Annotated in this window: 26 protein-coding genes; 17 read left to right on the forward strand and 9 right to left on the reverse strand. The window is 59.7% G+C overall.

Annotated features, from left to right (window positions below; translation table 11 throughout):
* Positions 1–285 precede the first annotated feature (285 nt).
* Positions 286–654 (forward strand): response regulator, encoded by a 369-nt coding sequence (locus HB376_RS14995; protein WP_213764455.1) that lies wholly within the window; start codon positions 286–288, stop codon positions 652–654.
* A gap of 64 nt (positions 655–718) precedes the next feature.
* Here the strand turns inward: HB376_RS14995 and HB376_RS15000 are convergent, their stop codons facing one another.
* Positions 719–1,432, reverse strand: a complete 714-nt coding sequence (locus tag HB376_RS15000) for a lysophospholipid acyltransferase family protein (RefSeq protein ID WP_213764456.1) — start codon at positions 1,430–1,432, stop codon at positions 719–721.
* A 214-nt stretch (positions 1,433–1,646) separates the two neighbouring features.
* Here HB376_RS15000 and HB376_RS15005 point away from each other — a divergent pair, with 214 nt between their 5' ends.
* Positions 1,647–2,849, forward strand: a complete 1,203-nt coding sequence (locus tag HB376_RS15005) for an alpha/beta fold hydrolase (protein WP_213764457.1) — start codon at positions 1,647–1,649, stop codon at positions 2,847–2,849.
* On the opposite strand, the gene HB376_RS15010 is transcribed toward HB376_RS15005, so the two are convergent.
* Entirely contained in the window at positions 2,841–4,097 is a 1,257-nt protein-coding gene (locus HB376_RS15010; protein WP_213764458.1) for an EAL domain-containing protein, read from the reverse strand. The genes HB376_RS15005 and HB376_RS15010 overlap by 9 nt on opposite strands.
* Complete coding sequence (locus HB376_RS15015) at positions 4,097–4,303, reverse strand: hypothetical protein (RefSeq protein ID WP_213764459.1); 207 nt, start codon at positions 4,301–4,303, stop codon at positions 4,097–4,099. Before HB376_RS15015 ends, HB376_RS15010 begins: the two co-directional genes overlap by 1 nt.
* Before the next feature lie 322 nt (positions 4,304–4,625).
* On the opposite strand from HB376_RS15015, the gene HB376_RS15020 reads away from it, so the two are divergent.
* From HB376_RS15020 to HB376_RS15030, 3 genes are all read left to right on the forward strand, one after another.
* Positions 4,626–5,048 carry a hypothetical protein gene (locus HB376_RS15020; RefSeq protein ID WP_031357205.1) on the forward strand — a complete coding sequence of 141 codons (423 nt, stop codon included), beginning with the start codon at positions 4,626–4,628 and terminating at the stop codon, positions 5,046–5,048.
* Between the two features lie 685 nt (positions 5,049–5,733).
* A complete protein-coding gene (locus tag HB376_RS15025; protein ID WP_213764460.1) occupies positions 5,734–6,528 on the forward strand; it encodes a hypothetical protein in 795 nt (264 codons plus the stop codon).
* Between the two features lie 114 nt (positions 6,529–6,642).
* Positions 6,643–9,651, forward strand: a complete 3,009-nt coding sequence (locus tag HB376_RS15030; protein WP_213764461.1) for an EAL domain-containing protein — start codon at positions 6,643–6,645, stop codon at positions 9,649–9,651.
* Between the two features lie 1,029 nt (positions 9,652–10,680).
* On the opposite strand, the gene HB376_RS15035 is transcribed toward HB376_RS15030, so the two are convergent.
* Positions 10,681–10,890 (reverse strand): hypothetical protein, encoded by a 210-nt coding sequence (locus HB376_RS15035; protein WP_213764462.1) that lies wholly within the window; start codon positions 10,888–10,890, stop codon positions 10,681–10,683.
* 346 nt (positions 10,891–11,236) lie between these two features.
* On the opposite strand from HB376_RS15035, the gene HB376_RS15040 reads away from it, so the two are divergent.
* From HB376_RS15040 to HB376_RS15055, 4 genes are all read left to right on the forward strand, one after another.
* Positions 11,237–12,229, forward strand: coding sequence for a sugar ABC transporter substrate-binding protein (locus tag HB376_RS15040; RefSeq protein WP_255631355.1), 993 nt, complete (start codon positions 11,237–11,239; stop codon positions 12,227–12,229).
* Positions 12,230–12,339: 110 nt separating this feature from the next.
* The gene (locus tag HB376_RS15045; protein ID WP_213764464.1) at positions 12,340–13,326 is read left to right on the forward strand and encodes an ABC transporter permease; all 987 of its coding nucleotides are present in this window, start codon (positions 12,340–12,342) and stop codon (positions 13,324–13,326) included.
* Between the two features lie 12 nt (positions 13,327–13,338).
* A complete protein-coding gene (locus HB376_RS15050) occupies positions 13,339–14,121 on the forward strand; it encodes an ATP-binding cassette domain-containing protein (RefSeq protein WP_213764465.1) in 783 nt (260 codons plus the stop codon).
* 18 nt (positions 14,122–14,139) lie between these two features.
* On the forward strand, positions 14,140–15,330 hold the full coding sequence (locus HB376_RS15055; RefSeq protein ID WP_255631356.1) for an ROK family transcriptional regulator: 1,191 nt from the start codon (positions 14,140–14,142) through the stop codon (positions 15,328–15,330).
* A 980-nt stretch (positions 15,331–16,310) separates the two neighbouring features.
* Here HB376_RS15055 and HB376_RS15060 read toward each other — a convergent pair.
* Positions 16,311–16,736 carry a hypothetical protein gene (locus HB376_RS15060; RefSeq protein ID WP_255631357.1) on the reverse strand — a complete coding sequence of 142 codons (426 nt, stop codon included), beginning with the start codon at positions 16,734–16,736 and terminating at the stop codon, positions 16,311–16,313.
* 100 nt (positions 16,737–16,836) lie between these two features.
* On the reverse strand, positions 16,837–17,091 hold the full coding sequence (locus tag HB376_RS15065) for a GlsB/YeaQ/YmgE family stress response membrane protein (RefSeq protein WP_213764467.1): 255 nt from the start codon (positions 17,089–17,091) through the stop codon (positions 16,837–16,839).
* A gap of 250 nt (positions 17,092–17,341) precedes the next feature.
* On the opposite strand from HB376_RS15065, the gene HB376_RS15070 reads away from it, so the two are divergent.
* On the forward strand, positions 17,342–17,839 hold the full coding sequence (locus HB376_RS15070) for a hypothetical protein (RefSeq protein ID WP_213764468.1): 498 nt from the start codon (positions 17,342–17,344) through the stop codon (positions 17,837–17,839).
* 67 nt (positions 17,840–17,906) lie between these two features.
* On the opposite strand, the gene HB376_RS15075 is transcribed toward HB376_RS15070, so the two are convergent.
* Complete coding sequence (locus HB376_RS15075) at positions 17,907–18,782, reverse strand: lipid A biosynthesis lauroyl acyltransferase (protein WP_213764469.1); 876 nt, start codon at positions 18,780–18,782, stop codon at positions 17,907–17,909.
* A 419-nt stretch (positions 18,783–19,201) separates the two neighbouring features.
* Here HB376_RS15075 and HB376_RS15080 point away from each other — a divergent pair, with 419 nt between their 5' ends.
* Positions 19,202–19,504: a YciI-like protein gene (locus HB376_RS15080; RefSeq protein WP_213764470.1), complete on the forward strand. Its 303-nt coding sequence runs from the start codon at positions 19,202–19,204 to the stop codon at positions 19,502–19,504.
* A gap of 25 nt (positions 19,505–19,529) precedes the next feature.
* Here HB376_RS15080 and HB376_RS15085 read toward each other — a convergent pair whose 3' ends face one another.
* A complete protein-coding gene (locus tag HB376_RS15085) occupies positions 19,530–20,561 on the reverse strand; it encodes a LysR substrate-binding domain-containing protein (RefSeq protein WP_213764471.1) in 1,032 nt (343 codons plus the stop codon).
* Between the two features lie 147 nt (positions 20,562–20,708).
* Positions 20,709–22,046, reverse strand: a complete 1,338-nt coding sequence (locus tag HB376_RS15090) for a mechanosensitive ion channel family protein (protein WP_213764472.1) — start codon at positions 22,044–22,046, stop codon at positions 20,709–20,711.
* Positions 22,047–22,220: 174 nt separating this feature from the next.
* On the opposite strand from HB376_RS15090, the gene HB376_RS15095 reads away from it, so the two are divergent.
* The 6 genes from HB376_RS15095 (at position 22,221) to HB376_RS15120 (ending at position 26,339) form a co-directional block, all read left to right on the forward strand.
* Entirely contained in the window at positions 22,221–22,442 is a 222-nt protein-coding gene (locus tag HB376_RS15095; protein ID WP_213764473.1) for a hypothetical protein, read from the forward strand.
* A gap of 16 nt (positions 22,443–22,458) precedes the next feature.
* Positions 22,459–22,836, forward strand: coding sequence for a fluoride efflux transporter CrcB (crcB, locus tag HB376_RS15100; RefSeq protein WP_165104547.1), 378 nt, complete (start codon positions 22,459–22,461; stop codon positions 22,834–22,836).
* A 19-nt stretch (positions 22,837–22,855) separates the two neighbouring features.
* Positions 22,856–23,278 carry a GNAT family N-acetyltransferase gene (locus HB376_RS15105; RefSeq protein WP_255631358.1) on the forward strand — a complete coding sequence of 141 codons (423 nt, stop codon included), beginning with the start codon at positions 22,856–22,858 and terminating at the stop codon, positions 23,276–23,278.
* Between the two features lie 169 nt (positions 23,279–23,447).
* On the forward strand, positions 23,448–25,007 hold the full coding sequence (hutH, locus tag HB376_RS15110; RefSeq protein ID WP_213764474.1) for a histidine ammonia-lyase: 1,560 nt from the start codon (positions 23,448–23,450) through the stop codon (positions 25,005–25,007).
* Complete coding sequence (hutC, locus tag HB376_RS15115) at positions 25,004–25,699, forward strand: histidine utilization repressor (protein WP_213764475.1); 696 nt, start codon at positions 25,004–25,006, stop codon at positions 25,697–25,699. The genes hutH and hutC overlap by 4 nt, the downstream gene beginning before the upstream one ends.
* Before the next feature lie 325 nt (positions 25,700–26,024).
* Complete coding sequence (locus tag HB376_RS15120; protein WP_213764476.1) at positions 26,025–26,339, forward strand: DUF4148 domain-containing protein; 315 nt, start codon at positions 26,025–26,027, stop codon at positions 26,337–26,339.
* Positions 26,340–26,641: the final 302 nt, after the last annotated feature.

Here is a 26,641-nt window from a genome sequence, read left to right on the forward strand (position 1 = left end):
CGCAGGCACTTGTTACCGCAAATGCGGGATGGGCAAAACCCCATTAGCATACGTTCGATAAAAGCTATATAAGTGGGCCAGACGCCGGGCCATGCAGCGTTCAAGGCACGTGCAATGCTGCCACAAAGCAGGCTCGAAGCGGACCCCGCGAGCGGCGGGTGAGCACTGCAAACAACCGTACTGTAAGCAAGCGCAACAGAATTTGCGTGCAACCAAAGTTCGCTCTGTGCTGTCTGACTCCGCAGCTCTTCCATCACCGGGATACCCATCAAAGCCGCCAGCAAGATGAAAACCGTATTGCTCGTCGACGACGACCCCGCCACCCTCGAAGCCTGGACCTTGTGCATGCAGTCACCGGACTGCACGGTGCTGTCCGCGTTCGACGGTAACGGCGCGCTTGTATTATTGGGCGAGCACAGCGTGGATATCGTGGTGTCCGACTGGATGATGCCGGGGCTCGGCGGCGCGCTGTTATGCCAGACGATGAAGACCAACTCGGCCTTTGCACACATTCCCTTCCTGATGATCTCGGGCCATCCGCACCCGCCGGCTTTCGTTCACTACGACGGCTACTTACAGAAGCCCGTCGCGACGGAAGCGTTGTTGTCGGCGGTGGACCGGTTGTGCGCAGCGAAGCGCCGCCGGCCGTTCTGAACCTGCGCACCGCGGTTTCATTTACCCCGTGCTACCGTGCTTATTGCGCGTAGCCGCGCGCGGTTCAGACGAGCCGCGCCAGCTCCTTCTCCATCCGGTCTTGCGCAAGCCGGTTCAACTCTTGAGGCACCACGCAATCGGCCGGCAGGGGCGGCAGCACGATCACGCGGATATGCCCGGGCTGATCGGGCCAGCCTTTTGCCGGCCAGTATTTGCCGGCGTTATGCACGACCGGCACGGCGGGCACTTGCGTCGAACACGCAAGCCTCACGCCGCCCGATGCAAGCTTGAGCGGGGCATCGTGCGCCACTCGCGTGCCTTCGGGGAAGATCACCACCACGTCGCCCAGTGCGAGCTTTTCCGCGCATTCGCGCGTAACAGCCTGATGCGCCTGACGTGGCGAACCGCGATCCAGGCTGACCATGTCCAGGCCCTTCAGCACCCAACCGAAGAACGGGATGCGCTTGAGGTCGCTCTTGAACACGAAGCTGATGCGGCGTGGAAACAGCGCCATGAACGCGAGCGTTTCCCATGTCGACTCGTGCCGGCACAACATGATGAATGGCTCGTTCGGCAGGTTTTCCAGTCCTTCGACCGAACACGATACGCCCGTGATCACGCGCATCATCCTGACCATCGCACGGCACCATTGTTTGGCGAGCCAATAACGGCCGCTGCGGCCGACGAACGGAAACAGCGGCAGAATCAGGATCGACCACACCGTACCGCTGCCAAGCAGGTAGGTCGCGAACAGCCACTTGACGAAGGTTCGATGCATTAAGAAATGGACGGTGGTAAAAAGGTGCGAAAGGAGTGCGGCGGGTTGCAAGGCGTCCAGGGGTACGGTGACCCCCCGACGTTTGAGCCCGGCGAGCGAAACCCGAAGGATAGCGTGTGCGGCGGCGCATGTCCCAAACCCGATGCTGGGTGCGCGCACGCTGCCCGCCCGATGACAGTCAGGGAGACACCGGTCTCTCTTAAACGGAGTTGCAATGACGGACGAAGCAAACAGCGAAGTGAAGGGCGAGTTGACGAACGACAAAACCGCCAGGCAGGCCGGCGAGCCGACGCCTGCTTTCGAGGACGGTCTGCTGGATGTCGGCGATGGCCACGCCGTTTACTGGCGTGCGCAAGGACCCAAGGACGCCCCCGTGATGCTGATTGTCCACGGCGGCCCCGGCGGCGCAATGAATCTCAAATGGGCGGATGTGCTCGATTCATCGAAGTGGCGCATGGTTTTCTTCGATCAACGCGGCTGCGGCAAATCCACGCCCTTCGGCAAGCTGGAGCACAACGGCACGAATGATCTTATCGGCGATATGGAGAAGCTGCGGGTCGCCCTCGGCATCGAGAAGTGGGCATTGTTCGGCGGTTCGTGGGGCACGACGCTCGCGCTCAGCTACGGCGTGACGCATCCCGAGCGCTGTCTCGGCTTTTTGCTGCGCGGGATTTTCCTCGCGCGCAAGGAGGATATCGACTGGTTCCTGTGGGACGTGCAGCGCGTGTTTCCGGATGCGCACCGGGCGTTCCTGGATGCCATCGAGACCGCGAGCGGCCAACGTCCGCGCAATGCCGCCGAGATCCTGACGCTCACCGGCGCGCCGCTGGCCCGTTTCGATAACGCCGGCATCAAGCTCGCCCGTGCATGGTCGGGCTTCGAGGCGACGTTATCGGTGGTGAACAAGCCCGCGCCGAAGAAGGGTGCCGACCAGGCGCAGAAGGACGAATCGAAAGGCGACGAATCGAAAGGAGAGGCTTCGACCGTAGCGGCTCAAACTGATGCCGCGCAAGCCACCGCCGCGCTGCCCGAAGCGCCCCAGGCTGATCCCGCTCAAGCTGAGCCGGCGTCCCCCGAAGCGACCCGCGAGGCCAACGCCGCTGCGATCTCGATGTCGCTGCTGGAGCATCACTACATGGCGCACGAGTTGCCGCCGGAGCCGTTGTTGCCGCGTATCGGCAGGATCGCGCATCTGCCGTGCGTGCTCGTGCACGGCCGCTTCGACATGGTGTGTCCCGCCGATCAGGTGCAGGCTCTCGCCGACGTTTGGCCGGGCGCGCAGCTATCCATCGTCGATGCGGCGGGCCACTGGACCTTCGAACCCGGCAACGTGACAGCGTTGAAAGCCGGCGGTGAGTATCTTGCGCGAACGCTGGCCGCGAAGCCAACGCCGACCTCAACGCCAACGCTAGCCTGAAGGCGGCAGCAACCCGGCCGCCGATGCGGCGAGACGCTCCCAGTTGAGATCCGTGCCGAACACGAGAGGATCGCCGCGATAGTTGATGAAGATGGACAGCGTCACGCAGAGTCCGGTGCCAGTCGCCGATAAATACGGAGCACTGACCATTAGCCGCTGCGGATGCGCGAGGGCGTCGACGAAATACGGCCGGTTGTCCCAGCGGCCGATGGACGGCTTGCTCAGCGGCGCGAGGCGAGGAGCGATCGGGGCCGTGCCGGCGCCGTCGATCATCGGGATACATTCGCGGCCGCCCTGATCGAGGAAAAAGCAACCTACCGTGCACGGCAGCGCCCGCAGATCCTCGCAGGCACGCTCCGGCAATGCGCCGGCGCACATTCGCTCGGCCGCCTCCGCGAAGCGCGTCCGATACGGCATCAGCAGCAAATCGATGCCAAGCTCGCGGGTCTGGCGCGTGTGGGCGAGGGTATCGAAGACGGTTTCGATTTGCTGCGTCGCGGCTTCCTCGGGCGACTCCCCGGGACCCGGCTGGCCAAACAGGAAGCCCTGCACGAAGTCCACACCCGAGCGCGCCGCCAGCAGCAAGTCCTCTTCGGTCTCGATCCCTTCGGCCACCACCAGCATGCCTGCCTCGTGCAACAGGCTCACCAGCTTCGGCATGACCGACTCGCGCAAGTCCGGCTGATGCGCATGGATGAGGCTGCGATCCAGTTTCACGATGTCCGGCCGCAGGGTCAGCAACCGGTCCAGATTCGAGTGCCCGGCGCCGAAGTCGTCCACTGCCACCAGAAAGCCTTGCGACCGGAACGCCTGCGTCGCGTGGGCGAACGCGCAGACGTCGTTGCCTCCCGATTCCAGCAACTCGATCACGATTTCTTCCGGCCGCACGCCCGATTCCCGCGCGATGCCGGCGAGTTGGCGCGCATAGCCCGGATCGATGAAGCTTGCCGGCGTCACGTTCAGGAACAGCCAGGTCTGGCCGGGCAGCCATCTGGCGGAGTTCTGCAAATGAGTGACATGACTCAGGCGGTCGAGTGCGCCGGTCGAGCTCGCAACGATCGCCTTTGCGAACAGTTCGAACGGCTCCAGCAAACCGCCCGTTGATGCAATGCCGCGCAACAAGGCCTCATAACCGACCTGACGCTGGTGGGCCAGACTATAGATCGGCTGGAAGTGCGAGCAGAGCACGATGCCGTCGAACGTGGCGGGCGGGTGCGGTTTCCCGAGTTTCCCGAGCGTGCGCCGCATCAGGAAGCTGCTGCCTGGAGACGGGTGTTGCCGGTCGGCGCAGCCATGCCGGCTACTGCAACACGTCCCGCGACGAATAGTGAAAAGGCGCGCAGGATGGACAGCGTCAACCGTGCGGGCAGCGATGTCAGCCCCGCCGTGCTACGACGGCGAACTCGCCCGGTCAGATCGGCTGCACAAACGCGAGCCAGGAACAGTTCGAACATGATGTGGGTCTGCGCGGGTGGTGAATAGGACGGTAGGACGGTAGGACTGTAGGACGAATGCGACGAGTGGGCCGCGGCTCGGCAACGCTTGAGGACGGACAACATCTTATCGGATCAAATGGCGGCCGACTTGAGCGTGAAGCCATCATGCCACGCGTTGGCGAGACGCCGGCAGCTTTGATGGGCGGGCGTTTGCGGGATGCTAAAAATTCCCTGGAAGGCCTGTCGGACGGTAAATTTGGGACAGGAATGGTACGATCGCGCCTTGCAAGCCGGCGCGCGATGCTCGTCGAATAGTGAATCAAGTTACGGAGGCGAACCGATGGCCCAACAGAAAACCAACCCGAAGCTGGAGCAGGCGCTGACGCGCGGCGACCTCGCGATTCGCCAGGCCAACTCCGGCCGCGCAACGGCCGTGCTGCGCGCGCTTGGCAAGATGATTGTGGAGGCTTCGGCGACCATTGGTGTGGAAGCGTTTGTCGTGATTCATGACGGCGACAAGATCTACGATCCCGCCGACGGCATGTGGCCGCAACAACTGCTGGTGTCGCTCGATGGCCCGGTGGAAGACGCGGACCCGGACGAACTGCGCACCGTGACCTTGATGGCCGACACTCCCGCAACCGTGTTTCGATGCGAATGGCAACGTGCGGACGGCAAGATCGGCCGTCAGGAAGGGCGTCCGCTCGCAATGGTGGCGTTCATCACCGACGTGGACATTCCCTGGCTCGACGACGAAGACTGAAGAAGCCCCGGCCTTATTCTGAAAAAACCGGCGGATGCGCCTTGCATCCGCTGTTCCCAGGCTTCTTCATCCGGTAAGGCCGGCACCTGGTTTGCGCTTCAGGCGGAATTCCCTTCTTTTCCTAAAGCGCAAATGCGTAGCGCCCTCGAATTGCTTCTGCTTTACATATCGAATTCCATAGTGCCTCAAGGGCTTATTTGCAGCAGACTCTATTCATCAGTTTAATAGGTCTCACTTATTGCGAGCGGGTCATTTTTTCCGCTTTGCCAATCCAGCCGTTTCGCTTGCCCGTTATTCACCCTCGATATAAAGTCGGCGACAGAAAATCCGTTATATAAGCATGAGCACTCGAACGGTGCAGCACCGGAGATAGCGGAGGCCAAAACATGGCTTTAGAATATTTCTAACCATAATTAATGGCAAAAAAGAGTCGCGCTTCACGTGTACGACACATACTTGCCTCCGCATAATTTTTCATGATACGAAATGCGGGGAGATGATTTGAGGCGTCGAACACGAAAAGCGCTGAAAATGCATATTTTTTTTAAATTTCTCTAAAGATTTATTTGGTAGCGCGCACCTCATCAATTGCCTTTGGGCGAGACTAAATCCGTCGTGTGATTCGTTTGCGTGAAGTCAAACGTTCCGCGGCGTCCTCCTTCTCGCCAAAAATGGGGTAGCACAAATGGAACAGCTTAATAAGGCAGGTCAAAGCAGCGTTTTTCGCAACGGACATATTGAACACGGTGAACGTGCAGGGCGGCTCGAGCGGGCGGTTGTCCAGGCTCAGGAGAAGCGCGAGTCCATGCCGTTCACGATCCGGATTGTTCGCGAAAACGCCGACCTTGAAAAAGTCGTTGAGATGCGGCGCATGGCTTATGGCCGGCATTTGCCGGTTTTTGCCCAGAAACTGGGCATTGAGGAATGCGATCGGGACCCGGGTGTGGCAGTGCTTCTTGCGGAATCGAAGCTGGATGGCGCGCCGCTGGGTACTATGCGTATTCAAACCAATGAATATGCGCCGCTGGCAGTGGAACAATCGGTGCGCCTGCCTGACTGGCTGGCCAGCAGCCGTTTGGCGGAAGCCACCCGGCTGGGTGTGGCGGGCGGTGGCGTGGGCCGTGTCGTCAAGGTAATGCTTTGCAAGGCCCTGTGGCTTTATTGCGAGCAGCAACTGGTCGACTATATGGTTATTACCGCGCGTGCGCCGCTGGACAGGGAATATGAAGGCATGTTGTTCGAAGATGTATTTGAAGAAAGAGAATTCCTGCCGATGGCTCATGTTGGCGGATTGCCGCACCGGGTACTTGCAAAAGACGTGATGGCGGCTCGGCGCCGCTGGGAGGAAGCGAAGCATCCGTTATTCCAGTTCATGGTGCATACGCATCATCCGGATCTGGATTTACGGACGTCTGATTTATCTTTCCAGCAGGAACCGGTACGATGCCCGGAGGTACCGCAAGTTGCTTACGGCAGGTAATAAAAGATAGCCCGGCCGTTCATTGACCGAGGCCACAAAAAGACGGTGGCGATTCACTGGGGTTTCGCCACCGTCGGCGCGACATCTGTCGTGCATCACGGGGGATTAAAAGGTATGGCGTCGGTTGCCTTATTTTCGCGGGCGAAGTCCGGATATACCGGGTCGAATATGGACCGGTTTCTGTACGCGTTCGCCGTTTATATCGTCCCGACACTGATTGCTCTCGGCACCCTTGCCACGCTGGTGTGGGGAACGCCCCAATTCGATTCGAGGGGCGGTCTCACCCTGCCCCTCCACGTCCTGAAAGACCCGTCTGGAACGCTCGATCCTGCTACCGCGCTTGAGCGGATGCCTACGGCTGTCTTGTCGAACCGGTTCAACACGCAGCTCGCCGAAACGCCATTCTGGTTCGAATTCGCCGTGCCCAACATGAGTCAGGAGCAATCGACTTACGCCGAATTACCGTCGCGTCACGCGCAAACGCTTTCGTGCTGGATTGCATCGACCATGCAGCCGCTCGGCAGCGCCGATCGCCTGACCACGACCAACGAATTTACCCCCATCAAGGCGGGTTTCGCGCTCCAACTCGGCCACCTCGCGGAGCCGGTCAATGTGCTGTGCCGCGGCACGTTTTCCGGCCCGGCACAAATTACCGCGCTCGGTTGGAGCGGTCCGATGTTGCAAAAAAGCGCGCTCGACTTCCAGGAGAGTTCGGGGTTGATCGCGGGCGGATTGTTGACACTGGCCGTCTTTGTTTTCGTCACGGCAATGATCAACCGCGAGTGGACCTATGTGATCTTCGCGGTCTGGCTTGTCGGCAACCTGCGGTTGTGCGCGAACGCCATGGGCTGGGACATGGAGTGGCTTGGTCGCGTGATCCCGCCGGATTACCTGCAGATCATCCGGCAACTGACGTTCGCAGCCTATTACCTTTTGACGGCCGCTTTGTTCAGTTCGCTGTTCCGGCGCGAGCTGAAGGTCATTGGTTATAAATGGCTCCTGAGGATCGTGCATTACGTCGGCCTCGTGCTGTTTGGCGCGGCGATCGTGTTGCCCTATGCACGCTTTATCCCGACGCTCTGGGTAACCACCGGGTTCGGCGTGTTCGTGCTGATCTTCCTGCTGGCTCGTCTCGTCTGGATGACCCGCTCGCGCACGGTGATGTGGTATGTGGGCTCGCTGGCAATCGTGCTGTTCGCGACATTTTCTGAAGTCATGGGCGCAGCGTTCGGCATCAAGCTGCTGGTCGGCGGCGTCAATACGGTGATGGCCGCATTGTCGTCGAGCATGATGGCCGCCTTCGCTATTGCCGAACAGATGCGTGCCGAACGTGAGCACCGGCGGCAGGCCCAAACCGAATTGCGCAACACGTATGACGTGACACCCATTGGCCTGTTCACGCTCGACAGCGCCGGTCATTTCGTGCGCGCGAATCCCGCGTTGCGGACCATGCTGTCGCTGCAGAAAACCGAGTACAGGGTGCGGCACTGGAACGACTACTTCGAATCGGGCGCCTGGGGCGCTTTGCAGGCGCTGGCATCGAAGGGAAGTGAAGGCGAACTGGAGATGGGGGGCGCGGCATCGCGGGGCAATGGCGAGCGCCGTTTCCTGCTCAAGGCTACGCGCTCGAACGGCTGGATCGAGGGCTCGCTGCAGGATGTGACCGAACGTTCGAAAGCCATAGAACGACTGCGGTTCCTGGCTGAACACGACCCGCTCACAGGGTCGCTCAACCGGCGCGGCGTGGAAAAGGCTATAGCGGCACAGAGCGAAGAAGGGACGTCCTGGGCGCTCGCGTACGTGGATCTGGATCGCTTCAAGCTCGTCAACGATCTGTTCGGTCATCGTGCCGGCGACGAAGTCCTGAAGCAGGTCGCCACGCGTACGCGGGCGTTATTTTCAGCCGGGTTTCCGTTCGGGCGGATTGGTGGTGACGAGTTCGTCTGCGTGATGGGTGGCATGTCCATAGACGAAGCCATCGACTGTTGTCATCACCTGATCAGTGCATTGAGTGATGCGCCGTATCAGGTCGGCAATCGTGCGTTCCAGGTGAAGGCATCGGTAGGGCTGGTGGAGTGTTCGCACGGCGTGCGTGTGCAGGATGCGCTCTCGCATGCGGACCGTGCGTGCCGTGAGGCCAAGAAGAGTTCGAATGCGCGGATGGTGACGTATCGCAAGGGTGCGGCGGCGTTCGAGGAGCGGGCAGAGGAATTGAAGCTGGTTGAAACGCTGGGGCGCAATCGATTGCCTCCGGGTCTTTTTCTTGTGATGCAGCCGATCATGTCGCTGTCTGCGCCCACAGAGTCGCTTAATTTCGAGGTGCTGCTGCGCATGCGCGCGCCCGATGGTGCAACGTTGCCTGCCGGCAAGGTGATCGTGGCGGCGGAGGAATCCGGCAACATTGCGGCTATCGATAAATGGGTGATTACCACGTTGCTTGAGTGGATCGAGAAACATCAGGCGTCGCTCACGAATACGCGTTTCATTTGCGTCAATCTCAGTGGTGGTTCGTTGAATGACGAGCAGTTCATGGAAGACGTCTTTGCATTGTTCGCGCGTTTCCGGCATATCGTTCCTTATCTTTGTCTTGAGATTACCGAGAGCGTCGCGTTGCATGATCTTGGCAATACACAGCGCTTTATCGCGCGGGTTCATGAGATGGGTGGCAAGATCGCACTCGATGATTTTGGCGCGGGGTATACATCGTTTAAATATCTCAAGGATCTTTCCGCTGATGCACTCAAGATTGACGGCGAGTTTATTCGGACGATGTGTGCGCATCCGGCTGATATAGCCATTGTTGAAGCTATTGTTGCGCTCGCTCGCAATCTTGGAATGCGTAGCGTTGCCGAGTGGGTTGAGGATGTGGGGACGCTGCGCGCGCTGAAGGAAATTGGCGTGGATTACGTGCAGGGATATCTTATTGCCAAGCCGCAGGAAAGCAGTGCGATTCTTGCCGCTTCGTCGGCGGCGAGTTTTGTGAAGGATTTAGAGGTGGTGCAGTTTATTGATAGTATTGTTGTGCAGGATAAGACGTTGGCGTTTAGTTTTGATGTGGCGGTTAAGGCTGGTTTGCACGGGGGGGGGGGGGGGGCGGTGTTATGCGGGGTTGGTCGGTTTTGAGGTTAGCGGTCGGGGGTCAATGCCGGGTTGGTGCTTTCGGCCGTGGTGGTCTGCAAGAGTCGGATTTTCTCTTTATCACTATTAGCCACTGTGCGTGGCGGCACGTCATTTCTTTGTCCAAAGCGACAAAGAAACGAAGCAAAGAAAGCGCTTTTAAACCACGCTACCCTAAGTGTCCACAGCGTGCAGTTTCTATTCATAGGTGCCCCAAAAGCACGGTGCTCGCCAGAGCCACGGATGGTTGAACCCCTCCTTCTCGCGAATCCTGACACGAACACGCTTCGCCCCGTACGCTCTCGGGCAAGCACCATTGCCAATGAACCCGCACGGCCTTACAGGTATTTACTGCTGCGGTTTTTTGACGGGTTAGCTACCTGGTCTGTGCGACCGTATTCATAGGCCACAGCTTCATGCGTGTTTGTGTTTACTGCCTCAGTTTTTGTGAATTGGCTGCGCGTTCTGTACAGCCATTTTCGTCGGTTACGGCCACCCACATCTTCGCGGCCTCGTTTCTCGGCGGGTTGGCGACGAGGTTCGAGGCGCGTACACATTGGTGGTTGGTGTCCGCGGATAGCGCGGGGTGCCCCTTGGGCAGGTTCAATCACTGGTGGCGAAGCGTGTGGCCGTGCGGGTCCCTTGGCGAACTGTGCTTGCCCGAGAGCGTACGGGGCGAAGCGTGTTCGTGTCAGGATTCGCGAGAAGGAGGGGTTCAAACATCCGTGGCTCTGGCGAGCACCGTGCTTTTGGGGCACCTATGAATGAAAACTGCACGCTGTGGACACTTAGGGTAGCGTGGTTAAAGCGTTTTCTTTGCTTCGTTTCTTTGTCGCTTTGGACAAAGAAATGACGTGCCGCCACGCACAGTGGCTAATAGTGATAAAGAGAAAATCCGACTCTCGCAGACCACTAAGGCCGAAAGCACCAACCCGGCATAGACCCCGACCGCTAACCCTGGAACCTGACACCCGGGCACTGACCCACCCGAGCCCACCAAAACCGGTCCACCGGCGCGAGCGAAACCCTTACCCCCTAAGTTGTTTTCATCCCGTTCAGGATCTTTGTCGCGGCAATCGGAATACGCGTGTCATCCCATTGCGCCAGCCATTGCACTTCCTTCGTCGTGAAAAACCCAGGCTGGTTACGCAATGCAAACTGCAACGAATCCACAATGTGATCTCGGATGATCTGGGGCGAATCTTCGTCGGTGACGATCGCGTGAAGGGCTTCGAGTGCGCTCATGGTGCAGGAGACCAAAATGATAGGTTGGCAAGAATGCTGGTAAACCATAACCCGATAAAAATCCGGAAAACAATTCAATTCAACGCTTTTTTAAACCCCTTTTCCACCCATTAGTGTTTTTACGTAGACGCGACGCAACAATCGCTGCTTGCATAACCCGATTGATCTTCAAAGCGATCTAATCGGCGTCATGCTGCACTGCACCGTTCGGGTGTCATTCCATTTTCTTGACTTGTCTCCATGTCGCTGTTGTACTAAATAAAGTCAATTGATTTAGTCGGCGAACGCGTCCGGTGCGCTTCATCTTCTCGAAGCCGCGGACGAATAAAAATCTATGGAGCGAGACATGAAAAATCTTCGACGTGCCGCACGTGCGTCCTTCCTCGGACTTGCAGTTGCGTCGCTGGTGAGTTCAGGCGCGGCAATGGCGGCTGACCAGATCGCGATCGGCCTGATTACCAAGACCGACACCAATCCGTTCTTCGTCAAGATGAAACAGGGCGCCGAAGAAGCCGCCTCGAAAGGCGGTGTCAAACTGATCACAGCAGCCGGCAAGTTCGACGGCGACAACGCAACCCAGGTGACGGCGGTCGAGAACATGATGACGGCCGGTGTGAAAGCCATCCTCATCACGCCGAGCGATACCAAGGCCATCGTGCCGACGCTCAAGAAAGCACGCGCGGCAGGCATTCTCGTGATCGCGCTCGACACGCCGACCGATCCGCAAGATGCCACCGACGCGCTGTTCGCCACCGATAACTTCAAGGCCGGCGTGCTGATCGGCGAATACGCAAAAGCCTCGTTTGCCGGCAAGCCCGCGAAGATCGCCACGCTCGACCTCGCGCCCGGCGTGACCGTCGGTGTCCTGCGTCATAACGGCTTCCTGCAGGGCTTCGGCGTGAAAGAGGGCGACCCGTCCGTGGTATGCAGCCAGGACACTCGCGGTGACCAGTCGAAGGGCCAGACGGCGATGGAAAACTGCCTGCAGAAGGAGCCGGGCATCAACCTCGTTTATACGATCAACGAACCCGCGGCGGCCGGTGCGTATCGTGCGCTCAAAGCAGCGGGCAAGGATAAGGACGTGATGATCGTGTCCATCGACGGGGGCTGTGAAGGCGTGCGCAACGTGAAGGCGGGCAGCTTCGCCGCCACCTCGCAGCAGTACCCGCTGTTGATGGCGCAGCAAGGTGTGCAGGCGGGGATCGAATACGCGAAGACGGGCAAGAAGGCGACCGGCTATCACGACACCGGCGTCACGCTCATCACCGACAAACCCGTGTCCGGCGTCGCGGCCAAGGACACGAAGTTCGGGCTGGATAACTGTTGGGGCAACAAGTAAGCCGTCGCGCCGCATTTGAACCCGCGGCCCGGGCTTGAGCCTCAAGGCGTTTCAAGCCCGGGTTGCGCGAGCGGCGCATTTTTTCGATGTTGCTGTCGAGGTCCCGAGTCATGACGCAATCCACCTCTCCCACGGCCGGCCGCGCGACGTTCTCTGATCGTCTGCCATCGCTTGCCGATATCGGTCCGCTAGTGGCGCTCGTGATCGCATGCGCTTTCTTCATCTGGCAAAGCGACCGGTTTTTATCGATACAAAATCTCTCGCTGATTCTTCAGCAGACCATGGTCGTGGCGGTGATCGCGATAGGACAGACGCTGATCGTGCTGACCGGCGGAATCGATTTGTCGTGCGGCATGCTCATGGCATTCGGTTCCATCGTGATGACGAAGTTCGCCGTCACGCTGGGCGTACCCCCCGTGATTGCCATTGTATGTGGCGTGGCGGCAAGCACATTGTTCGGATTACTGAACGGTACGCTAATCACGAAGATCAAGTTGCCCGCGTTCATCGTCACGCTGGGGACGCTGAACATAGCGTTCGCGCTGACGCAGGTGTACTCGAATGCCGAGAGCATCTCGAACCTGCCGGACGCCATGATGTTCTTCGGCAACACCTTCCATCTCGGCGGCGCGGAGGTCACGTATGGCACCGTGCTGACCTTGTTGATGTACCTCGTGGTCTGGTTCGTGTTGCGCGATACGGTGCCCGGCCGCCATCTCTACGCACTCGGGAACAATGCCGAAGCTGCGCGGCTGATGGGACTTTCGTCGCAGAAAATCCTGATCACCGTGTATACGCTCGCGGGATTTTTCTATGGGATTGCGGCGCTGTTGTCGGTCGCGCGAACCGGTGTGGGCGATCCACAGGCGGGCCAGACCGAGAACCTCGACAGCATTACGGCCGTCGTGCTCGGCGGCACGAGTCTCTTCGGCGGCCGCGGCACGATTGTCGGGACCTTGCTGGGCGCTTTGATTGTCGGCGTGTTTCGCAATGGCCTGACGCTGATCGGGGTGTCGTCGGTTTATCAGATTTTGATCACCGGCATCCTGGTGATTCTCGCGGTCGCCGCCGATAAACTCGCGCGTCCCCGCGCCTGAGGAGCCAAGCTCATGAACGACACACTCAAACCCGTTCTGGAAGCGCGCGGCGTCAGCAAGCGCTACGGTTCCGTGACCGCACTCGACGGCGTCGATTTCGAACTGCTGCCCGGCGAAATCATGGCGGTCATCGGCGATAACGGGGCAGGCAAATCGTCGCTGATTAAGGCGCTTTCCGGCGCGCTGGTGCCCGACGAAGGGCAGATCCTGCTGGACGGAAAACCCGTGCATTTTCGCAGTCCGCTCGACGCGCGCTCGCAAGGCATTGAAACCGTCTATCAGGACCTCGCGGTCGCGCCGGCGATGAGCATCGCGGAGAACCTTTTTCTCGGGCGTGAGTTGCGGCGTCCCGGCATCCTCGGCTCCGTGTTCATGATGATCGACAAGCGGCGCATGTTGCAGGAAGCCATCGCGCATATGGAGGGATTGCAGATCGGCATCCGTTCGATGAAGCAGGCGGTCGAAACGCTTTCCGGCGGTCAGCGACAGGGCGTGGCGGTGGCGCGCAGCGCGGCGTTCGCGCGACATGTGGTGATCCTCGATGAACCCACCGCCGCGCTCGGCGTGAAGGAATCGAACATGGTGCTGGAGTTGATCCGGCGCGTGCGTGATCGCGGGTTGCCCGTGATTCTCATCAGCCACAACATGCCGCACGTGTTCGAGATTGCGGACCGCATTCATATCCAGCGGCTTGGGCGACGCGCGGCGCTGGTCAATACGAAAGACATCCATATGTCGGAAGCCGTGGCCATCATGACCGGTGCAAAGCAGGCCGACGTGCAGGCGATCGCCTGATTGCCGATGACGCCTTCAATGTCCGCAAGCACGGCAACGCCGAAGCCGGCCGGCATGCGGCAGATGAACGAGCGCATCGTGCTTCAGGCGGTGCGTGTCCACGGTCCGCTGCCAAAGTCCGAGATCGCGCGCCTGACGCATTTGAGCACGCAGACGACGTCGCTGATCGTGGATCGTCTGATAGACGATGGCTTGCTCGCCCGCGAGGCCAGGACGCGCGTGCGGGGACGCATGGGGCAGCCGTCGGTGCCGATCTCGCTGCGTGCTGATGGGGCGTTTTCCATCGGCGTGAAAGTGGGGCGCCGGAGTCTTGATGTGCTGACCATGGATTTTGCGGGGCAGGTGCATGCGCGTGATGTGATCGAGTATGCGTATCCCGATCCGCGTACGGTGTTCGCTTTGCTGAGCGGGAAGATTGACCAGATGATGGTCGCGCTCGGCAATGACGCTACGAAGGTGGTTGGAATTGGTGTGGCGGCGCCGTTGTGGCTTGGTGGCTGGCGCAATTTCTTCGATACCCCGCCGGACGTTTTCGCCGCGTGGAATGAGATCGATATCAGCGCGCGAGTCCAGGCGCTGACCACGTTGCCGGTGGAGTTCGCGAAGGACACCACCGCTGCTTGCGCCGCTGAATTGCTGATGGGGCAAGGGCGCGGATTGAGCGATTTTCTTTACGTGTTTATCGGCACGTTCATTGGCGGCGGGCTGGTCATTGATGGACGGCTGCATGCCGGGCCGAAGGGGAATGCCGGTGCTATCGGGTCGTTTCCGCTGATGAGCGAAGGCACGCCGCAGTTGCTCAATGTGGCGTCAGTGTATGTGCTGGAAAAGCGCTTCATCGATGCCGGTTTTCCTGCTGCTGCTGCTCACGATCAACGGGCGCTGTCGGCGCAATTGTGGCCTTTGTGCGAGGCGTGGCTCGATGCCGCGTGTCCGGCGCTCGCCACGGCTATTGCAACGGCGGCGGCGCTGGTCGACGTCGACGCGATCGTGATTGATGGGGAGCTGGATCGCCAGTTGTTGCGGGAGGTGTTGAGCCGGACCAATTCGGCGCTCGATGCCTTCGACTGGCAGGGGATGGTGCGGCCGAGACTGGTTGAAGGGGAGATAGGCGCCGATGCCCGGGCAATGGGCGGTGCAATCCTGCCGTTGTATGCGCATTTTGCGCCCCGTTATGTGTTGTTCCTGAAGTCGGGGTTGAGTGGGTGATTGGCGGGAAGGGTTGCTAGGTTTTGGGGGGGCGGTCGGTCGGGGTCAATGCCGGGTTGGTGCTTTCGGCCGTGGTGGTCTGCGAGAGTCGGATTTTCTCTTTATCACTATTAGCCACTGTGCGTGGCGGCACGTCATTTCTTTGTCCAAAGCGACAAAGAAACGAAGCAAAGAAAACGCTTTAACCGCTCTACCCTAAGTGTCCACAGCGTGCAGTTTCTATTCATAGGTGCCCCAAAAGCACGGTGCTCGCCAGAGCCACGGATGTGTGAAACCCTCCTTCTCCGAACACCGATACCCACACGCTTCGCCACCAGTGATTGAACCTGCCCAAGGGGCACCCCGCGCTATCCGCGGACACCAACCACCGAATTTGTACGCACCTTGAACCTCGTCGCCAACCCTGCTGGAAACGAGGCCGCAACGGTGCATGGGGCCGTAGTTGGTGAAAAGAATCGTGCGGGCCGCGCAACAACCCACCAAACATGAAGCCGTAAATATGCGTTCGGCCGTGTAGCCCACCAAAAAAAGTAGCGCACGCTCGGCCAACGCACCAAGAAGCGCGGCAGCGAATACGCGCGAGGCCGTGCTCATTCGTGGGCGTTCGTGCTTGCCCGAGAGCGTACGGGGCGAAGCGTGTTCGTGTCAGGATTCGCGAGAAGGAGGGGTTCAAACATCCGTGGTTCTGGCGAGCACCGTGCTTTTGGGGCACCCATGAATGAAAACTGCACGCTGTGGACACTTAGGGTAGCGTGTTTGAAAGCGTTTTCTTTGCTTCGTTTCTTTGTCGCTTTGGACAAAGAAATGACGTGCCGCCACGCACAGTGGCTAATAGTGATAAAGAGAAAATCCGACTCAGGCAGACCGCTAACGCCGAAAGCACCAACCCGGCATCAACCCCGAACCGCTAACCCCGGAACCCCAGCATCGCCCCCCCACCAAGCCCACCAAAACCCCGTCCACCGGCGCGAGCGAACTTCTCAATCACGACTGGCTTCAATCAGGGCTTTCAGCTTGGCGCGTTCTTCCGCCACACCCTGCGGCGTTTGCGGCCAATCGAGAACAACGCCGCTGTTCATCGCTTCCCGCGTGAGGGCGGCATAACGTGATTTGCTGATCTTGTCTTCTTTCATCGACTCGCTCAGTTCGTGCTTGATACCCTGCGGGAATTGCGGATAAGCCTCGGCGAGAGACGCATATTGGCGCGCATCGATCTCGGTCGATTCTTTCGTGATCGCCCACGAGGCAACGAGCACGATCGCCACGAACGGGACCAGGGTGTATCGGAGGAAAAATTGGATTGGCTTCATGGTTGCGGCTGATTCGTCAGCCGTTATTGTAGAGCTGGTTGCGGCTGATTCGTCAGCCGTTATTGTAGAGCGTCGCAGTTTTTTTACCTGTGTCACTCCTCCGCCGGACAAAATGAAAAGGCTGTTCCAACTTTCGTTGGAACAGCCTTTTCATTCAACCCGAAAGCTCATACGCGCAAATCGGGTCTCACATGTTTCAGACCCGGCGGCGCACGACCAGCCCCCAGACGAACAGCAGGACGATAGCGCCGACCACGGAGGCAATCCACCCCGCAGCCTGTCCTTCGTGATACCAGCCGAGTGCGCGGCCGGCATAGCCCGCCACGAGCGAGCCGGCAATGCCCAGCAGAATGGTCATGATCCAGCCGATGCTGTTGTCGCCCGGTTTGATTGCCCGGGCGATCAAACCAATAATGCCGCCGATGATGATGGTGCCGATAAGTGAAAGCATGAAGATTCCTTCGTAGTGTTGGCAAAACGCCCGGCATTCCGGGCGCGCGCCGGCGCACCCTTTGCACGCGACACTTCTGTAACAAAAAGACGGGTGGCGCGCAAAGTGCCCGTCGAGTAGACCGATCAGCCAGCGTGTGGGCATTTTCGACGATGCCGGGGCTTCATGCAGGTTAAAATTCGTCGCTTAAGCACGGTGCAACACCCGCGCGCTCCCATACCGTTTCATGCAACTCGAGCTTCTTATCCCCATGACCGATTCAGACCCCGATCTCCAACCCGCCGAAGACACCACGCTCCACGAAGACCGCCTCTGGCGTGACGACGGCTGGACCGCAAGGGTGATCAAGAACGAGGATGACGACGGCTGGGCGGTCCAGATGATCAAGGACGGCGAAGCCGAACCGGCGCTCACCGGTCCCTGGACCATGGGCCGCGACAAGAAGAATCCCAAGCCGCTCGATCCGAACGCGTTCCGCACGCTGGTCAAGACGGCCTCCGAAGTATTGCGTCGGCACGAGCAACAGCGCCACGCAATGCTTCACAAGGATTTTACGGTTCGCGCGGACGGCGAGGATGTGACGGTGTCGCTGGATATCGTGCCCGACGAGGACGATCCCTACGCAGACCTGAAGGCGCTCGATTCGTTCGGTGCGCTGCTTGCCCACGTGCGGGTGTCCGCGGGATTCAAGCTCAGCAAGACCAGCGCGCAGGCCTGGGTGGACAACGACTTCCGCAAGCCTGACTGATCGCGGCACGCGCTGACACTGATACTGAGACTGAGACTGACACGCCTGGGCGGCGTGCAGCACAGGTTCAATAGACGCCGGCTACACCCTCCGGCCGGTGCTTGAAGCGGCGATGCACCCAGTAGTATTGCTCCGGAAAACGCACTATTTGCGATTCCAGGAACTCGTTCATCCGGCGGGCATCGGTTTCGTCGCTTTGCGAGGGAAAGTCGGCGAGCGGCTCGAAAATCGTCATCTTGTAGCCCTTGTAATCGGGCAGCACTTCGGTCACGAACGGCACCACGCGCGCGCCCCCAAGGCGCGCCAGCCGCGACACCGACGTCAGCGTGCAGGCCTGTACGCCGAAGAACGGCACGAATACCGAGTTTTCGATGCCGTGGTCCATGTCGGCGGCCAGCATCACCGAACCGCCCTTGCGCAGCAGCTTCAGAATGCGACGGGCACTGTCGGCGCGCATCACCATGTCGGCGCCGAAACGGCCTCGCTGCTCCACGGCGAGCGTGTTGAGCCGCTTGCTGGACATCGGCGTGTAAAGCGCGGTGATGGGTAGCTTCATGGAGTACAACATGCAGCCCACTTCAATGGCGACAAAGTGGAAGCCCATGAAAATGGTGGGCGGTGAGTTTTCGTCATCGAGATCGATACGGCTTTCGAGCTGCACCAGTTTTTCGATAGCGGGAGCCGAACCGAACCACTGCACGCCGCGCTCTACATAACTGCGCACGACGTGACGAAAATGCGAACGTCCGAGCAATTCGTATTCAGCGGCGGTCTTTCCGGGAAAACATAATTGCAGATTGACCTGCACAATATGTTTTCGACGGCTCGGAATGCAATAAAGCAGTGCGCCAAGGCCGCTGCCGAATCGCGCGACCAGGCCATAAGGCAGGCGCGCGAGCGAGCGGAGCAGCGCTACGACGAGCGCGAAACCGATGTTATTCAAACTTGCCCCTTGAAACGGGCGGCGAAATGCGTATGACGAGCGCCGGGTAAATTTAAACTTCAACGATTGGCGCGCAGCCGGATGTTGAAGAGGAGTAACGGCGAAACCCAGGCGCGGCGAGAGTGATTAACCCTTCAGCCGGGGAACCAAGAGGCGAAAAAGCCGCGGAACAGGCATGTTCCGGAGAGCGTCCGACGCTGCAGGAATCTTGAGCGTTGCGGGTAATTCGCGGACCTGCGCCAAGGTAAAAGTCGAAAGTGCCGCCATGATCGCACACACGGACTCCGGCATACAGTTTTGGCGTGCCTACCAAGTCTTACATGCAAGCCTTACACGCATGTCATATATGCGCTTATTACAATGTGGCACGATGATTCGATTGCGGCGCGCACAGCTTCGCCTACAACGGAGATAAAGCCATGCACTTTCTATTGATGTACGAACTGAGCACCGATTATCTCGAACGCCGGGCGGCGCTTCGTGACCGCCATCTGGCGGCGGCCTGGGCATCGGCGGAACGCGGAGAATTATTGCTGGGCGGGGCGCTGGAGGCGCCCATCGACCGGGCGATACTGCTGTTCGAGGCGGATTCGTCCACCGTGCCGGAGGCGTTCGCGCGGGCCGATCCGTACGTGACCGAAGGGTTGGTCACGCGCTGGGAGGTACGCAAGTGGAATACGGTGGCGGGCGAGCGGGCCACTCAGCCGGTCAGGCCGGCGTGAGCGTTCATGGCGGCTTCACGTAGGGTCATGACTCGCTGGTGGTTTCCTCGTGCGCGTCCTCGTCGCGGGCGGTAGCAGCTCTTGATGCCGTCGCCTTCGTGGCAGAGGAAACCGGGCGGCGAGCGGTGCTGAACAGGCGCGTGAGCGTATCGTCCATTTCCTGAGAGCGCTCGAACAATTCCGCCAGCCAGTCCACGAACGCGCTGACCCTCGGCGCGGCTTGCCGGCTCTTGACGAATGCGACCGACACATTCATCGGCATCGACTTCCATTGCGGCAGCACCTCGCGCAGTTCCCCGGAACGCAGGTACGGCAAAGCGGCAATGCGCGGCGGCTGAATCAGCCCGAGTCCTTGCAGGCCGCACGCGAGATACGCGTGTTCGTCGGTGACTTGTACAAACCCCGCCATTTTCATGGCCACTGCTTCGCCATCCACTTCGAAGTCGAAATCACACGGCCGGCCGGTACGAGCCGACACGCAGTTCACCGCGACGTGCTGCGCGAGTTCATCGAGTGTCTTCGGCGTGCCGTGCGCCTCCAGATACGCGGGCGTGGCGCACGTTACGTGCTCGAAGCTGCCGAGCCGCCGTGCGATCAGCCCGGAATCGGGCAGTTCGCCAAGCTGCACGCTGCAATCCACACCTTCACCGACCAGATCGACGGCGCGGTTGCAAATGCCGATCGACAACTCGATATGCGGATAGCGCGCATGGAAATCGGGCAGCGCGGGTACGACCAGCGCGGTGGCGACCGTATCGGGCAACTCGATGCGCAGACGTCCGCGAAGACGCTCGTCACGGCCATGAAAGCCTGCTTCCAGATCGTCGATATCCGCAAGAATGCGCACGCAGCGCTCGTAACACTCGGCCCCTTCGGCCGTGAGATTGAGACGCCGCGTCGTGCGTGCGAGCAGTTGCACGCCGAGCAGCGCCTCGAGTTGTTGAATGGTCGTCGACACGCTTGCACGCGGCATGCCGAGAGATTCGGCGGCACGCGAGAAGCTGTTGGTATCGACGACGCGGATGAAAACACGCATGGCATGAACGCGATCGGTCACGGGAGTTTTCCTGTAGAAGCGATAAATGCGATGACCGGCGGGCACCTTCGGGTGATGCAGAAGGAATGCCGGCAAGGTTCACACTTTAGGCATCAGGAAGGTTCGCGTGAATACATAAAAGTCGCAGATTCTTGCCTGCTTCTCCAGCTAGAGCGTGGGCAACTCACCGCGCAAACGGCCGCTTTCCGCGCTGCCAATGGCGCTTGAGCTGCTTGCGCCGCCGATCCGCCCGCTCACCAGTCCGCTCATGTCGGCACCGGACGGCGCTTGATAGAGCCGCAGGCCCATCTCCGGCAGGATGGACAGCAGGTGGTCGAACACATCGCCCTGGATGCGCTCGTATTGTGTCCATGCGGTGACGGCGGTGAAACAATACACCTCGACGGGAATGCCTTCCGATTGCGGTTCCATCATCCGCACCATCATCGACATGTCCTGTCTGATCTCCGGATGCCGTTGCAGATACGCGAGCCCATACGCGCGGAAGGTGCCGATATTCGTCAGCCGCCGCCGGTTGGCCGGCTCGCTGGCGAGCGCGCCGAGATTCTTGTTGGCCTGGTCGACTTCGATCTGCTTTTCTTCCAGATAATCGTGCAGCAAGCGGAATTGCTTGAGGCGCGCGGTTTCTTCATCGGTGAGAAAACGCACACAGGTGGCATCTATTCTCAACGTGCGCTTGATGCGTCGCCCGCCCGATTCGAACATTTGCCGATAGTTTCTATAACTCTCCGAGAACAGCTTGTAGGTGGGCACGGTAGTCACCGTGTTGTCCCAGTTCTGCACCTTCACGGTATGCAGCGCGATGTCCTTCACGAAACCATCGGCGTTGGATTGCGGCATCTCGATCCAGTCGCCTATGCGCAGCATGTCATTCGATGTGAGTTGCGTGCTTGCCACCAGCGACAACAACGTGTCCTTGAACACGAGCAGCAGGACGGCGGACAATGCGCCGAGCCCGGACAGCATCCAGAGCGGCGAGCGGTCGATCACAATGGACAGCACCAGCACGCCGCATATCAACGCGAGCGCGAGCTTGCCGATCTGGATGTAGCCTTTGATCGAGCGTGTCTGCGCCTGCATGCTGGCGGCGTAGACGTCCTGCCATGCGCTGAGCGCGCCGCCCATCGCGAAGAAGACGCAGATCCATGCGCCCGCATGCGCGAGCCGCTCGATCACGTCCGCCGCGTGACCGATGTGCGGCACATCGCCGATACCGATCGCCACCGCCGCGAACGGCACGGCGTACCAAAGCTGGTGATACGCGCGATGCCGGGCGAGGGCCTTGTCCCACGCTTCGCGTTCGGTCAGCACAAGCAGGCGGTGCGCGAAATACAGCACGATGCGCGCGACGACCCACTGCGCGAACAGCGCCGCCAGAACGAGCATCAGCAGACCGAGCGCGAATTGCGCCCAGTGGTGGGTGGGGTAGTGCTGTTGCACGGTATCTGCAACAGTGTCTATCAGATTGTCCAAATTCAAAATCATGCGGGCCGGGTGAAACATGAAAAGGCGAACTCGACTACAACAAACGAAGCGACCCGTATTGTGCATGAAAGGCGGCTTTACGCTCTCAGTGCTTTCTCGCATTCTGTATTGGGTTCGTCACGCACTCCATTATGATTACGCCTTTATGCATTCCCGCGCGCGAGCGCAACGCCCATGCGAACCGTCAAGCTGGAACATAACGACGACACCGTTCTCGATCCCGCCGATCCTCAACTGGTCAAACGCGGCTCCCTGCTGCTGGACGGCCATGAATGCGGCGGCTGGGAACAGCGGCGCGACGGCACGTGGATTGCGCGGCTTACAAGGTCCGGCGAGATGGTCGTCGCGGCGAGCCGTGAGCAGCTCATCGAGCGTCTAACGCTCATTCCTCTCTGATCTTCTGCCTTCGCTCATGTATCTGTCGATTCTGGCTGTAGGTATTGGCGGCGCGCTCGGTTCCCTGTTTCGATGGGTCCTCGGCCTGCGCCTGAACGCGTTGTTCCCCAATCTGCCGCTTGGGACGCTCGCGGCGAACGTCATCGCAGGCTATGTGATTGGCGTGGCGGTGGCGTGGTTCGCGCGTTTCCCCGGGGTATCGATGGAATGGCGGCTATTCGTCATTACCGGCTTGATGGGCGGCCTGTCCACCTTCTCGACGTTCTCGGCCGAAGTCGTCGCGCATCTGCAGCAAGGACGCTACGGCTGGGCGGCGGGCGAGATCGCGATTCACGTGACGGCGTCGGTCGTGATGACCATTTTGGGTATCGCGACGGTGTCGCTGACGCGCTAAAGAACCCGTGCATTCGTCGATGCAACCCGTCATCCGGCGTTATGAAGCCGCCGATCTGGACGCGGTTATCAGTGTGTTTCTGCGCTCGGTGCGGGGAGTGGCGTCTCGTGATTACGATGCCGGCCAGATCGCGGCGTGGGCGCAGGTGGACCGCGATGTGTGGTCGCGTCGCCGGCTTGACCGGCCTACGTGGGTTGGGTTGATCGATGGTGTTATTGCGGGTTTCATCGATCTGGAAAGCAGCGGACACATCGACATGTTGTTCGTTGATCCGGCCAGCCAGCGTAGAGGCGTGGCTAGCGCGCTGCTTGATGCGGTGGAAAACGCGGCGCGCGTGCAACGCGCTCGCGGTCCTCTACACCGACGCCAGCATTACCGCGCGGCCGTTCTTCGAAAGGCATGGCTTTCAGGTCATCCGTTCGCAAGTGGTGGAACTGCGTAACCAGCAACTGACGAACTTCCGGATGGAAAAACGATTTTCCGCTGTATAGACAACTGATCTAAAAAATAGCCCGATCGATCCTGAAAAGTCCAATTAGGTGTTTTCAGGCCTTGTTTTGGGGGATTTGTTTGTTTAGACTGGGCCGCAACTTGTATAGACAGGACTTGCGATGATCGAATTGACTCCCGGCCACCTCACGCTGGTGCACTTGCGCCAGATCGCCCGCGGCTCTGACGCCTTAACCCTCGATCCGGCCAGCTTCGCCGCCATCGACGCGTCCGCGCAAACCGTTGCCGACATCGCCGCCAAGGGCGAGCCGGCCTACGGCATCAACACGGGTTTCGGCCGTCTGGCGAGCACCCACATTCCCGCGGATCAGCTCGAACTGTTGCAGCGCAATCTGGTGTTGTCGCACGCGGTGGGCGTGGGCGAACCCATGTCGCGCCCGGTCGTGCGGCTGCTGATCGCGTTGAAGGTGTCGAGCCTGGGGCGCGGGCATTCGGGCATCCGCCGTGAGGTGATCAATGCGCTGATCACGCTTTTCAACGCCGATGTCCTGCCAGTCATCCCGGTCAAGGGGTCGGTTGGCGCATCGGGTGATCTGGCGCCGCTTGCGCATATGTCGACGGCGTTGCTCGGTATCGGCGAAGTCACCATCCGTGGCGAGCGCGCGAGTGCGCTGGACGGGTTGCGCGTGGCCGGTCTCGAACCGCTGACGTTGCAGGCTAAGGAAGGGCTTGCGCTGCTTAACGGCACGCAGGCTTCCACGGCGCTCGCGTTGTACAACATGTTCGCGATCGAAGACCTGTATCGCACGGGGCTGGTATCGGGCGCGCTGTCGGTGGACGCCGCGATGGGTTCCGTCGTTCCCTTCGATGCCCGCATTCACACGCTGCGCGGTCACGCCGGACAGATCGATGCCGCTGCGGCGTATCGCACGTTGCTGGAAGGCTCCGCGATCAACTTGTCGCATCAGGATTGCGACAAGGTGCAGGACCCATACAGCCTGCGTTGCCAGCCTCAAGTCATGGGCGCGTGCCTCGACCAGATGCGTCATGCAGCCAATGTATTGCTGATCGAAGCGAATGCGGTATCGGACAATCCGCTGATTTTCCCGGACACCGGCGAAGTACTGTCGGGCGGTAATTTCCACGCGGAACCCGTTGCGTTCGCCGCCGATAACCTCGCCATTGCCGCTGCGGAAATCGGTGCGTTAGCGGAGCGCCGGATTGCGTTGTTGATCGATGCGACGCTCTCCGGTTTGCCGCCGTTTCTCGTTCGCGATGGCGGCGTGAATTCGGGTTTCATGATCGCCCATGTGACTGCGGCGGCGCTGGCGTCGGAGAACAAGACCTACGCGCATCCGGCATCGGTTGACTCGTTGCCGACATCGGCGAATCAGGAAGATCACGTCTCCATGGCGACGTTCGCGGCCCGCAAGCTTGGATATATTGCGGAGAACGTGGCGCATATTCTCGCTATCGAGTTGCTCGCGGCGGCGCAAGGCGTGGATCTGCGCGCGCCGCATCAAACCAGCCCGCGACTCGCCGAAGTGATGAAGACGCTGCGCTCGGAAGTCGCGCATTACGATCTCGATCATTATTTCGCACCGGATATCGCGGCGATCGCGAAGCAGGTGGTCAGCGGTGAAATCGCGAAACATTGCCCGCTTTCGTTTGTTTCGGAAGTTCAATCCCACGTTCAACCGGACGCCACACGCCCAGCATGAGCACGCCCGCGTATCAGGAAATCAAGGATCACATTCTCACGCGCATTCATGCCGGGGAGTGGAAGGAAGGCGATCAGGTGCCTTCCGAAAACGAACTGGCGCGTGAGTTCAAGGTCGCGCGCATGACGGTCAATCGCGCGTTGCGCGAACTGACCGCCGAGCAGATCCTGACACGCGTGCAGGGCGCGGGCACGTTCGTGGCGCAGCCGAAATACGCATCGACGCTCGTGGAAATCCGCAGCATCTCCGACGAAATCACCGGACGCGGTCATGTGCATCGGGCAGAAGTGATGCACTTGGGCGCATCCGTACTGGACGAACGTCTCGCGCTGGAAATGCAACTCACCGAGGGCAGTCCGGTGTTTCATTCGAGGGTGCTGCACTTCGAAAACGACTTGCCGATCCAGCTGGAAGAGCGCTGGGTCAATCCCGCGCTTGCGCCCGAATATGCGCGCCAGGATTTCACCAGGATCACGCCGAATCAATACCTGATGGTCGCTGCGCCTTTGCAGCGCGTTGAATACAGGATTGAAGCAGCGCTTCCCGATGAAAGCACGGGCCTCGCGCTCTCCATGAAAGCGGGTGAGCCGTGCCTCATGCTGCACCGGCGGACATGGTCGCGCGACGCGGTGGCGTCAGTGGTGAATCTCTGGCATCCCGGCGATCGATATCAATTCACGGGTCATTTCTAGGCCTGTATCCACGCCGGGCCCATTCCGGGTTTGGCGGAATTATTGTGGAAACCGCAATATAGTTCGCCGTGCTCGGATTATTCTTCAAATTTAGACGCGCTCTCCGTCTTTTTTAGCAATAAATCCCGAAATACCTCCTTCAATTCCGCTTGCGTGGCCGTTTCCATTCGATTGTTGCGATCTCAACAATAATGTTTCGCATAAATAAGGGTTTTCCCTCAGAGTATCGAAGCATAGACTTCTTACATCCGAAACAAATTCAGAAAACGCTTGTGTCCCTCTGAGATTGTTTCGAGACCACATACAAAATACTGGAGGTTTTCCCATGTTCAAGTCACTTATTCCCGCTGTGGTTATCGTGTCGGCATTGGCAGCTCCGACGTTCGCATTTGCGCAAAGCACTGACAACAACGGTCCGTTGACGCGTGCTGAAGTCAAGGCGCAACTGGTTCGACTGGAAAAGGCTGGGTACAACCCCGCTGGCGACGACGTAGACTACCCGGCGAACATCCAGGCCGCTGAGGCTCGTGTGGCTGCACAAAACGCTCAGGCAGCGACGGCGTATGGTCCTTCGAGCAGCGGCACCTCGGCAACGGGCGTGCGTAGCTCGGCTGCAGCGGCGCAAAACGGTGCCGATTAAGCGCCCTTCGGTTGCTAATTCGACGTTGTGAAGATTTGAAGTGGACTTGGCTGGATCAGGTCCGGTGCAAGACTCGATTGGGTGTTAATCGCCCTTTTTGGGTGTTGTTCCAAATGAAAAACTCGCCATTCGTGTTTAAGCGGAGGGCGAGTTTTTTTTCGCTCGCGCCGGTGGACGGGTTTGGGGTTTTTGGCGGGCTTGGAGTCGCGGTGGGGGGGGTATGCCGGGGTGGTCGGTTCTGGGGTTAGTGGTCGGGGTCTATGCCGTGTGGGTGCTTTCGGCGTTAGCGGTCTGCGAGAGTC

Source organism: Caballeronia sp. dw_19 (assembly GCF_018449515.1).
GTDB lineage: Bacteria > Pseudomonadota > Gammaproteobacteria > Burkholderiales > Burkholderiaceae > Caballeronia.

Excerpts from the sequence above, each read along its gene's own strand:
- HB376_RS15105 (WP_255631358.1), top strand. The coding sequence starts at position 22,856 with ATGCAACCCGTCATCCGGCGTTATGAAGCCGCCGATCTGGACGCGGTT.
- HB376_RS15035 (WP_213764462.1), bottom strand. The coding sequence starts at position 10,890 with ATGAGCGCACTCGAAGCCCTTCACGCGATCGTCACCGACGAAGATTCG.
- HB376_RS15070 (WP_213764468.1), top strand. The coding sequence starts at position 17,342 with ATGACCGATTCAGACCCCGATCTCCAACCCGCCGAAGACACCACGCTC.
- HB376_RS15090 (WP_213764472.1), bottom strand. The coding sequence starts at position 22,046 with ATGATTTTGAATTTGGACAATCTGATAGACACTGTTGCAGATACCGTG.
- HB376_RS15000 (WP_213764456.1), bottom strand. The coding sequence starts at position 1,432 with ATGCATCGAACCTTCGTCAAGTGGCTGTTCGCGACCTACCTGCTTGGC.
- hutC (WP_213764475.1), top strand. The coding sequence starts at position 25,004 with ATGAGCACGCCCGCGTATCAGGAAATCAAGGATCACATTCTCACGCGC.
- HB376_RS15030 (WP_213764461.1), top strand. The coding sequence starts at position 6,643 with ATGGCGTCGGTTGCCTTATTTTCGCGGGCGAAGTCCGGATATACCGGG.
- HB376_RS15095 (WP_213764473.1), top strand. The coding sequence starts at position 22,221 with ATGCGAACCGTCAAGCTGGAACATAACGACGACACCGTTCTCGATCCC.
- crcB (WP_165104547.1), top strand. The coding sequence starts at position 22,459 with ATGTATCTGTCGATTCTGGCTGTAGGTATTGGCGGCGCGCTCGGTTCC.
- HB376_RS14995 (WP_213764455.1), top strand. The coding sequence starts at position 286 with ATGAAAACCGTATTGCTCGTCGACGACGACCCCGCCACCCTCGAAGCC.
- HB376_RS15040 (WP_255631355.1), top strand. The coding sequence starts at position 11,237 with ATGAAAAATCTTCGACGTGCCGCACGTGCGTCCTTCCTCGGACTTGCA.
- HB376_RS15010 (WP_213764458.1), bottom strand. The coding sequence starts at position 4,097 with ATGCGGCGCACGCTCGGGAAACTCGGGAAACCGCACCCGCCCGCCACG.
- HB376_RS15120 (WP_213764476.1), top strand. The coding sequence starts at position 26,025 with ATGTTCAAGTCACTTATTCCCGCTGTGGTTATCGTGTCGGCATTGGCA.
- HB376_RS15065 (WP_213764467.1), bottom strand. The coding sequence starts at position 17,091 with ATGCTTTCACTTATCGGCACCATCATCATCGGCGGCATTATTGGTTTG.
- HB376_RS15005 (WP_213764457.1), top strand. The coding sequence starts at position 1,647 with ATGACGGACGAAGCAAACAGCGAAGTGAAGGGCGAGTTGACGAACGAC.
- HB376_RS15055 (WP_255631356.1), top strand. The coding sequence starts at position 14,140 with ATGTCCGCAAGCACGGCAACGCCGAAGCCGGCCGGCATGCGGCAGATG.
- HB376_RS15020 (WP_031357205.1), top strand. The coding sequence starts at position 4,626 with ATGGCCCAACAGAAAACCAACCCGAAGCTGGAGCAGGCGCTGACGCGC.
- HB376_RS15050 (WP_213764465.1), top strand. The coding sequence starts at position 13,339 with ATGAACGACACACTCAAACCCGTTCTGGAAGCGCGCGGCGTCAGCAAG.
- HB376_RS15015 (WP_213764459.1), bottom strand. The coding sequence starts at position 4,303 with ATGTTCGAACTGTTCCTGGCTCGCGTTTGTGCAGCCGATCTGACCGGG.
- HB376_RS15080 (WP_213764470.1), top strand. The coding sequence starts at position 19,202 with ATGCACTTTCTATTGATGTACGAACTGAGCACCGATTATCTCGAACGC.
- HB376_RS15025 (WP_213764460.1), top strand. The coding sequence starts at position 5,734 with ATGGAACAGCTTAATAAGGCAGGTCAAAGCAGCGTTTTTCGCAACGGA.
- HB376_RS15045 (WP_213764464.1), top strand. The coding sequence starts at position 12,340 with ATGACGCAATCCACCTCTCCCACGGCCGGCCGCGCGACGTTCTCTGAT.
- hutH (WP_213764474.1), top strand. The coding sequence starts at position 23,448 with ATGATCGAATTGACTCCCGGCCACCTCACGCTGGTGCACTTGCGCCAG.